The 11680-nt window shown below is 67.5% G+C and carries 9 protein-coding genes; 5 read left to right on the top strand and 4 right to left on the bottom strand.

The genetic code is table 11. The features are described from left to right. Positions 1 to 11 precede the first annotated feature (11 nt). The 4 genes from G6N30_RS19550 (at position 12) to pe (ending at position 7470) form a co-directional block, all read left to right on the top strand. Positions 12 to 1433 (top strand): condensation domain-containing protein, encoded by a 1422-nt coding sequence (locus G6N30_RS19550; RefSeq protein ID WP_134058201.1) that lies wholly within the window; start codon positions 12 to 14, stop codon positions 1431 to 1433. A gap of 54 nt (positions 1434 to 1487) precedes the next feature. Further along, complete coding sequence (locus G6N30_RS19545) at positions 1488 to 4538, top strand: MMPL/RND family transporter (RefSeq protein WP_134058199.1); 3051 nt, start codon at positions 1488 to 1490, stop codon at positions 4536 to 4538. Beyond that, positions 4535 to 6268 carry an AMP-binding protein gene (locus G6N30_RS19540; protein WP_134058197.1) on the top strand — a complete coding sequence of 578 codons (1734 nt, stop codon included), beginning with the start codon at positions 4535 to 4537 and terminating at the stop codon, positions 6266 to 6268. The genes G6N30_RS19545 and G6N30_RS19540 overlap by 4 nt, the downstream gene beginning before the upstream one ends. 62 nt (positions 6269 to 6330) lie before the next feature. Beyond that, entirely contained in the window at positions 6331 to 7470 is a 1140-nt protein-coding gene (pe, locus tag G6N30_RS19535) for an acyltransferase PE (RefSeq protein ID WP_134058195.1), read from the top strand. Here the strand turns inward: pe and G6N30_RS19530 are convergent. Next, positions 7467 to 8135: a GAP family protein gene (locus tag G6N30_RS19530; RefSeq protein ID WP_134058193.1), complete on the bottom strand. Its 669-nt coding sequence runs from the start codon at positions 8133 to 8135 to the stop codon at positions 7467 to 7469. The genes pe and G6N30_RS19530 overlap by 4 nt on opposite strands. 96 nt (positions 8136 to 8231) lie before the next feature. Between G6N30_RS19530 and G6N30_RS19525 the strand changes: the two genes are divergently transcribed. Beyond that, positions 8232 to 8717: a flavin reductase family protein gene (locus G6N30_RS19525; protein WP_134058191.1), complete on the top strand. Its 486-nt coding sequence runs from the start codon at positions 8232 to 8234 to the stop codon at positions 8715 to 8717. Positions 8718 to 8727: 10 nt separating this feature from the next. Here G6N30_RS19525 and G6N30_RS26945 read toward each other — a convergent pair whose 3' ends face one another. From G6N30_RS26945 to G6N30_RS19515, 3 genes are read right to left on the bottom strand one after another with little or no spacing between them, the layout of a single operon-like run. Next, positions 8728 to 8889 carry a hypothetical protein gene (locus G6N30_RS26945; protein WP_166674616.1) on the bottom strand — a complete coding sequence of 54 codons (162 nt, stop codon included), beginning with the start codon at positions 8887 to 8889 and terminating at the stop codon, positions 8728 to 8730. Between the two features lie 49 nt (positions 8890 to 8938). Further along, entirely contained in the window at positions 8939 to 9691 is a 753-nt protein-coding gene (locus G6N30_RS19520) for a succinate dehydrogenase/fumarate reductase iron-sulfur subunit (RefSeq protein WP_134058189.1), read from the bottom strand. Further along, positions 9688 to 11655, bottom strand: coding sequence for a fumarate reductase/succinate dehydrogenase flavoprotein subunit (locus G6N30_RS19515; protein ID WP_134058187.1), 1968 nt, complete (start codon positions 11653 to 11655; stop codon positions 9688 to 9690). Before G6N30_RS19515 ends, G6N30_RS19520 begins: the two co-directional genes overlap by 4 nt. Positions 11656 to 11680 lie beyond the last annotated feature (25 nt).

Here is an 11680-nt window from a genome sequence, read left to right as displayed (position 1 = left end):
AAGGACGACGTTTGCGCATCGGCAAGATCACGGTCGGCCCACTTGGTGAATGGGCGCTCAAGCCCGGCTCCGTCACCTCCTGGCACCCGACGGCCGAGGCGGTCGAGAAGGCACGGCAGGCGCCGGTGAGTTCGGTGCCGGTCAGCTATATGCAGGGCCAGCATCTGCGCAACTACAGCGAACGCGAAGCCGCCGGTCTGAACTTCTCACGGCAGATCATCGCCAGTTGTGAAGTGCCTGGCAGATGCGATGTTTCGGCCATGGACCACGCCGTGAACTCCTATCTGCGCCGACACGACACCTTCCGCAGCTGGTTCGAACGCACCGACGAGGGCGATTTCATCCGGCACGCGATCGAAGATCCGGCTGACATCGAATTCGTGCCGATCGACCACGGCGACATGACGATCGACGAGATCCAGGCGCACGTGGTGGCGATACCGACTCCCCTGGAGTGGGCCTGCTTCACGTTCGGCGTCATCCAGAACGAGGATTACTTCACCTTCTTCGCCGCGATGGACCACGTCCACGGGGACGCGACATTGATCGGTACGACGATGTTGGAAGCCAACGGGATGTACGCGGCGTTCAGCGGTGGCGGTGCGGGTCTCACGCTTCCCGACGCCGGCAGTTTCGACGACTTCTGCATCCGGGAGCGGGAACGCACATCCGAGTTGACCGCGGACTCGCCCGAAGTGCGAGCATGGGTTGAATTCGCGGAGAACAACAATGGCGGTTTCCCTGAATTCCCGCTGCCGCTGGGCAATCCGCGCGAGTCGACCAGCAGTGACATGACTTCCGAGATCCTGATGGACCCGGCGCAGACCGAACGCTTCGAATCGGCGTGCACGGCCGCAGGCGCACGCTTCGTCGGCGGTCTGTTCGCCTGCCTCGCGCAGGTCGAGCACGAACTGACCGGTGCGCTCACCTATTACGGGCTCACCCCGCGGGATTCGCGCAGCGCCACCGACAATTTCATGACCCAGGGCTGGTTCACCGGCCTGATCCCGATCACCGTGCCGATCGGCGCAGCGTCATTCGCCGATGCGGCCTGGGCGGCACAGTCGTCGTTCGACTCGAATCTGAACATGGCCAAAGTGCCCTATTACCGGGTCCTGGAGTTGGCGCCGTCGCTGAACTGGCCGCAGCCCAACTTCCCCGTGTCGAATTTCTTCCACGGCGGAGCCGCGCCGCTGAACGCGGTGCTCGCCGCCGCGGATATGGGACTCGCGAACAACATCGGGATCTATCCGGATGGCCGCTTCTCCTATCAGCTCACCATCTACATCTTCCGATACGGCGAGGGCACGGCGATGGCGATCATGCATCCCGACAACGCAGTCGCCAGGAAGTCCGTCGCCCGCTACCTCGAGGCGATGAAGTCGGCGTCCGTGATGGTCGCCGACAGCGGCCACTGGGGGCGCGTCGCATAGCGTGAGGCATTCTGCAGGCTCGAGCTCGTCCGCGATGCGCACCGTGGGGGCGACATGCGGCGGCTAGCCGATTTCGTGGTGCGATGGCCGTGGGCGGTCATCGGCGTCTGGGTCGCCATGGCCATCGCGCTGCCGCTGACCTTCCCGTCCCTCGGCGAGATGTCCCAACGGCATCCGCTGGTCGTCCTGCCCGCCGACGCACCGTCGAGTGTCACCGCCGAGAAGATGGCGGAGGCCTTCCAGGAGTCGGGCAACGACGACCTGCTGCTGGTGGCGTTGATCAACGAGAACGGGCTGACACCGGCTGACGAGGCCGCCTACCGCAAGCTCGTGGACGCGCTTCGTGACGGCGTCACCGACGTCGTGTCGGTGCAGGACTTCGTCAGCACGCCACAACTGCGGTCGTTCCTGACGAGCGAGGACAAGACGACCTGGGTGCTGCCGGTCAGCCTCGAGGGCGAGTTGGGCACACCGCGGGCCTTCGACTCCTTCAACCGGGTGGCCGAGCTCGTCGAACGGACCGTTCCCGACAGCCGGGCCGATGGCGGGTTGACGGTGTACCTGACCGGTCCTGCGGCCACCGTCGCGGACCTCACGGTGGCCGGCGAACAGGATCGGCTGCCCATCGAGATCGCGATCGCGGTCCTGGTCCTGGCCGTGCTGCTGGTGGTGTACCGCAGCGTGGTGACGATGCTGCTGCCGTTGATGACGATCGGGTCGTCGCTGGTGATCGCGCAGGCGGCGGCCGCCGGCTACTCGCACCTGACCGGCTCGGGTGTCTCGAACCAGTCGATCATCTTCTTGAGCGCGATCATGGCCGGCGCCGGAACGGATTACGCGGTCTTCCTCATCAGCCGCTACCACGACTATCTGCGGTCCGGTCACGACGACGATCAGGCCGTCAAGGCGGCCATGATCTCGATCGGGAAAGTGATCACCGCATCCGCCATGACGGTGGGGTTCACCTTCCTCCTGCTGAGCTTCGCCAAGATGGGCGTGTTCAAGACCGTCGGCGTGTCCTCGGCGATCGGGATCGGTGTCGCCTTCCTCGCCGGAGTGACACTGCTGCCGGCGGTTCTCGTACTCGCCGGGCCGCGTGGCTGGGTGAAGCCACGGCGCGAACTGACCGCCCGCTTCTGGCGACGCTCCGGCATCCGCATCGTCCGCCGGCCGGTCGCGCATCTGGTGAGCAGTCTGCTCGTCCTGGCGTTACTGGCCGGGCTCGGCGTCGTCGCCCGATACAACTACGACGACCGCAAGGTCGTCCCGGCCTCGGCGTCGAGTTCGATCGGCTACGCCGCGCTGGAACGCCACTTCCCGATCAGCCAGTCCATCCCCGAGTACATCCTCATCCAGTCGCCGCGCGACCTGCGCACGCCCCGTGCGCTCGCGGACCTCGAACAGCTGGCGTCGCGCGTCGCGCAACGCCCGGACGTGGGTCTGGTCAGCGGCATCACCCGACCCCTCGGCGAGGTGCCGCAGGAGTTCAGGGCCACGTTCCAGGCGGGCATCGTCGGTGACCGGCTGGCGGACGGTTCCACCCAGATCGGTCAGCGCACCGGCGACCTGAACCGCTTGACGGACGGGGCCACCACGTTGGCCGACAGCCTCGCCGACGTGCGCGGCCAGATCAACACGATCGCCCCCAGCATCCAGGACCTCGTCAACACCTTCTCCTCGGTGAGGGCCGAATACGGCGGCGACGCGCTGGTGCGCGACGTCGAGATCGCGGCCAAACTGGTCGCCAGCGTCAACGCGCTCGGCAACGCCATGGGCGTGAACTTCCGTGCGGTCAAGGACCTGTTCGCCTGGATCGGACCCGTCCTGACCGCGCTGCAGGGCAACGCGGTCTGCGATGCGAATCCCTCCTGCCGAGACACCCGCATGCAGTTCGAACGGCTCGTCGCCGCGCGCCAGGACGGCAGCCTCGACGAGATCAACGGACTCGCCCAGGAGCTCCAGGGTGTCGAGGACAGGCAGACCCTCAACACGGCGGTCAAGAAACTCAACGCCGCCATGGCCAACGTCGCCAAAGCGGTCAACGCCATGGGACTGGACCGCCCCGGCGGCCCGCAGGCGGGGCTGACCCAGCTGCAGCAGGGCGCCAACCGCCTGGCGAGCGGAAGCCGGGAGGTCGCAGGCGGCGTGGACGAACTGGTCGAGCAGGTCAAGGTGATCGCCGCGGGCCTCAACGAGGCGTCGACGTTCCTGCTGACGATGCGGGACAACGCCTCCGACCCGGCACAGGCGGGATTCAACATCCCCGCCGAGGTGCTGAACCTGCCCGACTTCCAGAAGGCTGCCGCGGCCTACATCTCGCCGGACGGCCGCTCGGTGCGGTACCTCGTGCAGACCAAGCTCAACCCGTTCAGCCCCGAGGCGATGGATCAGGTCGACGAGATCACCGACATCGCGCGCGGTGCCCAACCGAACACCACGCTCGCCGACGCCACCATCTCGATGGGCGGTTTCCCTGTCGCCCTTCGGGACACGCGCGACTACTACCAGCAGGACATCCGGTTCATCATCGCCGCCACCCTGCTCGTCGTGCTGTTGACCCTGATGGTGTTGCTGCGCGCGGTCATCGCACCCCTCTACCTCGTGGGTTCGGTGGTGGTCTCGTACTTCGCGGCGATCGGTCTGGGCGTGTTGACCTTCCAGGTGATCCTCGGACAGGAACTGCACTGGAGTGTGCCGCCGCTGGCGTTCGTCGTGTTGGTCGCGGTGGGAGCCGACTACAACATGCTGTTCGTCTCGCGGTTGCGGGACGAATCCCCGCACAGTGTGCGGTACGGCGTCATCCGCACCCTGGGATCGACGGGCGGCGTGATCACGGCAGCGGGTCTGATCTTCGCCGCGTCGATGGCCGGGCTGCTGTTCTCGAGTATCGGGCTGGTGGTCCAGGGCGGCTTCGTGATCGGGGTGGGAATCCTGCTGGACACCTTCGTGGTTCGCACCATCACGGTGCCCGCCATCGCCGCACTGGTCGGGCGGGCGAACTGGTGGCCGTCGCGGGTGGGGCCGCGGCGCCCGCAGCCGCGGACACCGGTCGGGGTCGGTCAGACGTCTGAGATCACGAATCGAAGCGGTCAGGAGCAGGGATGACGCCACCCCAGTCCTCCATCCTGTCGATGCTGCACGGACGCGCCAGCCTGCGTCCGGACGACGTCGCGTTCACGTTCACCGACTACACCCGCGACCCCGCGGGCATCGTCGAGAGCCTCACCTGGTCACAACTGGCCCGGCGAACGGTCAACGTGGCGCGCGAGATCCGGCGCCACGGATCGGTCGGCGACCGGGCGGTGATCCTGGCCCCGCAGGGCCTCGAGTACATCCTGGCGTTCCTGGCGGCCATGCAGGCGGGACTGGTCGCCGTACCGCTGCCGCTGCCCCATCCTGGTTCCGGTCATGACCGGGTGGGCGCGGTCCTGGTCGATACCGAGCCCTCGGTGGTCCTCACGACGTCAGCGGTCGCGGCCGATGTCGCAGACGTCATCGCCCGGTCGGGTCTGGACACCGCGCCGACGGCTGTCGAGGTCGACGCGGTGGATCTCGATGCCGAGGGCGCGACGAGCCTCGAGCCGGCCGAGCTGCCGAAAGTTGCCTACCTGCAGTACAGCTCGGGATCGACCCGGCAGCCGGCCGGGGTCACGATCTCGCACCGCAACCTCACGGTGAACTTCGAGCAGCTCATGCGGACCTTCTTCGCGGGTATGTCCACCGATGCAACGTTCGTGTCGTGGTTGCCCTTCTACCACGACATGGGTCTGGTTCTGGGCGTCTGCGCACCGATCCTGAGCGGCTATCCCGCTGTCCTCACGAGTCCAACCGCCTTCTTGGAAAAGCCGGCCAGATGGATACGGGCGCTGGCCCAGAATCCTCGTGCATTCTCGGCGGCGCCGAACTTCGCTTTCGACCTGGCCGCCCGCAAGACCACCGACGACGATCTGGACGGGCTCGACCTCGGTGGGGTGCACGGCATCATCAACGGCGCCGAACGAGTGGAGCCGGCGACGTTGGCGCGGTTCGCCGATCGGTTCGCTCATTTCGGCTTCCAAGACCGCATGCTGCGTCCGTCGTACGGTCTGGCCGAGGCGACCGTCTTCGTCGCGGCCGGAACCTGGAGTGAAGCGTCGGAGTCTCCTCGTTTCGATGTCGACGCATTGTCGGCGGGCCGCGCTGAGCGGTGCGCGGCCCGAGCGGGCTCGGCCCTCGTGCAGTACACGATGCCGCAGTCACCCGTGGTGCGAGTCGTCGACGTCGATACGAACCGGGAAAGCGCGCAGGACGTGGTCGGCGAGATCTGGGTGCACGGCGAGAACGTCGCCGAGGGCTATTGGCGCAGACCGCCGGAGCAGCAGAACTGCTTCGGCGCAACGCTTGTCGACCCGTCGCCGGGTACCCCAGCGGGCCCTTGGCTGCGGACCGGCGACCTCGGCTTCGTCCACGACGGCGACCTGTTCATCGTCGGCCGCATCAAGGACCTGCTCATCATCCGGGGCCGCAATCACTATCCCGAGGACATCGAGGCGACGGTCCAGGAGGTCACCCGCGGGCGGGTCGCGGCGATCTCGGTCGCGGTGAACAGCACTGAGAAGCTCGTCACCGTCATCGAACTCAAGAAACCGCCCGCCCTCGGCGACGACGCGGTGCGCTGGCTGAGTGCTGTGCGAACCGACGTCACCGCCGCGGTGTCCAATGCGCACGGCCTCAGCGTCGAGGACCTCGTGCTGGTGCCCGCGGGGTCGATCCCCACGACGACGAGTGGAAAGATCCGCCGCGCCGCATGTGTCGAGCAGTACCGGCAGGACCAGTTCGTTCGGCTGGACGCGTGAATCATCGGGGTAAGGTTCGGCAACGGTGCGGCCGAATATGGCGAGGAGTGGGTGACGAAGGTATGAAGCGACTTCTCGCGTTCGGCACCGCGATGGCAACCGTCGGCGCCGCAGGCTGTTTCGGGTTCGGGATCGCGACGGCCGACGACACTCCGGTGCCGCCGCCGCCCGCCCCGGCCGACGGCCCGCCGCCGCTGGGCACCCCGGGCCGGGCGTACGCGCTGGGCGGCGCCCACGTGCTCGGCATCCCGTACGACGAATACATCATGCGCACCGGCGCGGACTGGTTCCCCGGTCTGGATCGGCAGATCGTCGACTATCCCGCCGGACAGGTGCAGGGCCACACCCTGGAACGACTGTTCCCCGGGATCGGCCGCTTGGACGATTCGTTCCCCGGTCTGGGTATCGACGGGCCCAGCGTCGGTGAGTCGGTCGACGTCGGCACACCGAACGTCATCAACGCCGTCCGCGAGGGTGGGCGGGGCACGGCGATCGGGCTGTCCGAAGGCGCGATGGTGCTCAACGACGTCCAGGCGAAGCTGGCCTACGACCCGGCGGCCCCGCCGCCCGATCAGCTGAGCTTCGCCACCTACGGCGACCCGGTCGCACGGCACGCCTTCGGCGAGAGCTTCCTGACGCAGATGTTCCCCGTCGGCAGCGTGGTGCCCTCGCTGGACTACCGGATCCCGCCGCCGGTGGAGAGCCAGTACGACACCTACCAGTTCGTCTCCGCCTACGACAGCATCGCCGACTGGCCGGACCGCCCGGACAATTGGATCTCCGTCGCGAACGCGATCGTGGGTCTGGCGACCGGTCACACCGCGGTCGCGTTCACCAAGCCCAGCATGGTGCCGCCCCGCAACATCCGGACGACCGTCAACTCGCGCGGCGCGAAGACGACGACGTTCATGATTCCCGAGGAGCACCTGCCGCTGGTGCTGCCCTTCAAATACCTCGGGGTGCCCAAGGAGACGCTGGTCAAGCTCGACGAGGTGCTGCTGCCCTATGTGGACGCCGGCTACTCCCGTAACGACGACCCGCTGACCGCGCCCATCACGGTGGACCCGGTCAACGGCTACGACCCCGCGGAGGTCACCGCGCCGGCCACTCAGGCCGCCTTCGGCGGTGCAGCCGATCCGGTGTCCCAGTTGCTGTCCGGACTGCAGTACGTGCTCAACAACCAGCCCGCGCCCGGCGGTTAGAGGCCCGCGAACCCGACCCCGAGCAGCGCGCAGCCGATCACGGCCAGCAGGACCCCGACGCCTCGGCGGCCCTGCGCGCGCAGCCACTCGTACAGTGCCGCGAGCGCCGCACGGGTGCGATCCGGCGCCACCAGGTAACACAGCAGCGGTATCTCCACGAGCGCGAACGCGATCACGTTGAACAGCAGCAGGGCGCCGAGCTGGATCCCGATCGCGGCGCCGGAGGCGACGATGAGCGCCAGCGCGGCGAGGTAGTCGACCGACGGCAGCGCGACGCCGAGACCCGCGACCCCAGCCGTCCACAGCGACGGCCCGGTGAACACCCGCCGCGTGCGAGCGGCGAGCGGTCCGAACCTGGTCTCCGCGAGGTGCGCGGCGTCGCGGCCGCGCCCCCACACACCGGTGACCACCAGCGCGGCGTTGACCAACACCACGGCGCCGACCGCGATCTGCACCATGGGCAGCGTGAACTCGGCGGAACCGAGCGCGGGCCGCAGCAGGAACAGCGCGACCAGCCCCGCCGCAGTCGCCATCGCGCAGCCGCCGGCGAGGAATGCGAGCAGTTGCCGCGCAGGATGTGGCCGGCTGATCATCAGCACCGTCATGCCGACCCGAACCGGCTCGAGGCTGGCAGCGACAGCCATCAGCAGCAGCGGTATCCACATGACGCGCGTCAGGCTACCTGGCGGAGACCGGCTTTCCGCTCATCGGGAGCGCGACCATGGTGTCCCCGGGTGTCGCGTGTGAAGATGGACCACGCTATGAGTCGCACAGAACTGAACCCGGCCACGCTGCGCGAGGCGTTCGGCCACTTCCCGACGGGCGTCATCGCGATCGCCGCCGAGACCGACGGCACGCGCGTCGGCCTCGCCGCGAGCACGTTCGTACCGGTGTCGCTCGATCCGCCGCTGGTGTCGTTCTGTGTGCAGAACACGTCGACGACGTGGCCGAAACTCAAGGATCTGCCCCGGCTGGGCATCAGCGTGCTGGGGGAGTCACACGACGCGGCCGCGCGCACCTTGGCGGCCAAGGCCGGTGACCGGTTCGCCGGGCTGGAGACCACCTCGACCGAGGCCGGCGCCGTGTTCATCAACGGCACCAGCGTGTGGCTGGACAGTTCGATCCACGACCTGGTCGAGGCCGGGGATCACACGATCGTGATCCTGCGGGTCGAGGACATCACGGTCCACCCCGACATCGCGCCGATCGTGTTCCACCGCAGCACGTTCCGCCGCCTCGGCAGCTGACCCACCGAGACTACGGTCGCGCCGCGAGCTCGTCGCGGTAGTTCTGGATACGCCGCTCGATCTCGGCGGCGTCGGCGGGTCTGCCCTCCTTGCGGGCCAGGTCGGCGCGCATGGACAGTTGCCGAATCGCCGTGCGGATGTCGTTGAGGCTGTGCGTGTGACTGAGGGTCATCAGGCTGCCTTTCGTCGTTGATTGGCCGCTGTGACCGAGGTTACCCGGCTCATCGCCTCCGGAAGAGCTTGTTACCGAGCCACACCACCGGGTCGTACTTGCGGTCCGCCGCGCGCTCCTTCATCGGGATCAGCGCATTGTCAGTGATCTTGATGTGTTCGGGGCAGACCTCGGTGCAGCACTTGGTGATGTTGCAGTAGCCGAGCCCGTGAACCTCCTGGGCATCCTCGGCGCGGCGCTCGTGCACGTCGAGCGGATGCATGTCCAGTTCGGCCATCCGCATCAGGTAGCGCGGACCGGCGAACGCCTTCTTGTTCTCCTCGTGGTCACGCACGACGTGGCAGACGTTCTGGCACAGGAAGCACTCGATGCACTTGCGGAACTCCTGTGACCGGTTCACATCCTCCTGCGCCATCCGGTACTCGCCGGGCTGGAGGTCCTTCGGCGGCGTGAATGCCGGGATCTCCCTGGCCTTCTCGTAGTTGAACGACACGTCGGTCACCAGATCCCGGATGACCGGGAACGTGCGCAGCGGTGTGACGGTGACGGTCTCCTCCTCGCCGAAGGTCGACATCCGGGTCATACACAGCAGGCGCGGGCGGCCGTTGATCTCCGCCGAGCAGGATCCGCACTTGCCCGCCTTGCAGTTCCACCGCACCGCCAGGTCACCGGTCTGGGTCTGCTGCAGGCGGTGGATGATGTCGAGCACCACCTCGCCCTCGTTGACCTCGACGGTGTAGTCCTGCAGGGCGCCGCCCTCTTCGTCACCGCGCCACACCCGCAACTTCGCCTGGTAGCTCATGAGCTCCTCCTTGCCGGGTGGTTGGCGAGTTCGTCGTCGGTGAAGTACTTCTCGAGCTCTTCGATGTCGAGCAACTCGAGCAGGTCGTCACGCATCGGCACCTGGTCCTCCTGGGTGACCGTGACGCTCGGGACCACGGAGTCGCCGGCCCCATCGTTGACGGCCCGGCACACCAGCAGCGTCTTGCGCCACTTCGCTTCCATCGCCGGGTAGTCGTCGCGGGTGTGACCGCCGCGACTCTCGGTGCGCTCCAGCGCCGCCTTGGCCACGCACTCGCTGACCAGCAGCATGTTGCGCAGGTCGATCGCCAGGTGCCAGCCCGGGTTGAAGTGCCGGTTCCCTTCCACCTTGAGGCGTTTGAACCGCTCCCGCAGTTCGTCGAGTTTGGTCTGGGCTTCGGTGATCTCGTCGGCCTTGCGGATGATGCCGACCAGCTCGTTCATGGTGTCCTGCAGGTCGAGCTGCACGGTGTAGGGGTTCTCCGGCTCACCCTCGCTCGGCCCGTCGAACGGCGCCAGGGCGAGCCGGCACGCCGCCTCGATCGCCTCCTCCGACACCGTCGGCCGATCACTCAGCGCCCGCACGTAGTCGGAGGCGCCCAGCCCGGCGCGGCGGCCGAACACCAGCAGGTCGCTCAGCGAGTTGCCGCCCAGCCGGTTCGAGCCGTGCATGCCACCCGCACACTCGCCCGCGGCGAACAGGCCTGCGGTCTTGGCGGCGCCCGTGTCCGGGTCGACCTCGATGCCGCCCATCACGTAGTGGCAGGTGGGCCCGACCTCCATCTCATCGGTGGTGATGTCGACCTCGGCGAGCTCCATGAACTGGTGGTACATCGACGGCAGCCGGCGCTTGATCTCCTCGGAGCTCATGCGTGAGGCGATGTCGAGGTAGACGCCGCCGTGCGGGGTGCCGCGCCCTTCTTTCACCTCGGTGTTGATGGCGCGCGCCACTTCGTCGCGGGGCAGCAGGTCCGGTGTGCGGCGGGCGGAGTCGTTGTCCTTGAGCCACTGGTCGGCCTCGTCCTCGGACTCGGCGTACTGCCCCTTGAACACGTCCGGGATGTAGTCGAACATGAAGCGCTTACCGTCGGAGTTCTTCAGCACACCGCCGTCGCCGCGCACGCCCTCGGTGACGAGGATGCCTTTCACGCTGGGCGGCCACACCATCCCGGTGGGGTGGAACTGGATGAACTCCATGTTGATCAGCGTCGCGCCGGCCCGCAGGGCCAGGGCATGGCCGTCGCCGGTGTACTCCCAGGAGTTCGACGTGACCTTGTAGGACTTGCCGATGCCACCGGTGGCCAGCACGACGGCGGGCGCCTCGAACAGGATGAACCGACCGCTCTCGCGCCAGTAGCCGAACGCCCCGGCCACCCTTTTCTCGCCGCTGGTCTCGTCCAAGATCAGGTCGGTGACGGTGCACTCGGCGAACACCCGGATCCGGGCGTCGTAGTCGCCGAGTTCTGCCTTGTCCTCCTGCTGCAGCGACACGATCTTCTGCTGCATGGTGCGGATGATCTCCAGGCCGGTGCGGTCACCGACGTGGGCCAGCCGGGGATAGGTGTGGCCGCCGAAGTTGCGCTGGCTGATCCGGCCGTCCTTGGTGCGGTCGAACAGTGCGCCGTAGGTCTCCAGCTCCCAGACCCGGTCCGGTGCCTCTTTGGCGTGCAGCTCGGCCATCCGCCAGTTGTTGAGGAACTTGCCGCCGCGCATGGTGTCACCGAAGTGGACCTGCCAGCTGTCCTTGGGGTTGGTGTTGCCCATCGATGCCGCGCAGCCGCCTTCGGCCATCACCGTATGCGCCTTGCCGAACAGCGATTTGCACACCACGGCGACCCGCAGGCCGCGCTCCCTGGCCTCGATCACAGCGCGCAGACCCGCGCCGCCGGCACCGATGACCACCACGTCGTACTGGTGTCGCTCGATACCGCTGGAGTCGTTGGGTCGGGGGTCGGTCGCCGCCATCAAACCTCACTCGTCGTTTCGTGCT

This window comes from Mycolicibacterium litorale, assembly GCF_010731695.1.
GTDB lineage: Bacteria > Actinomycetota > Actinomycetes > Mycobacteriales > Mycobacteriaceae > Mycobacterium > Mycobacterium litorale.
This window is presented reverse-complemented; position numbering and strand designations above follow the sequence as displayed.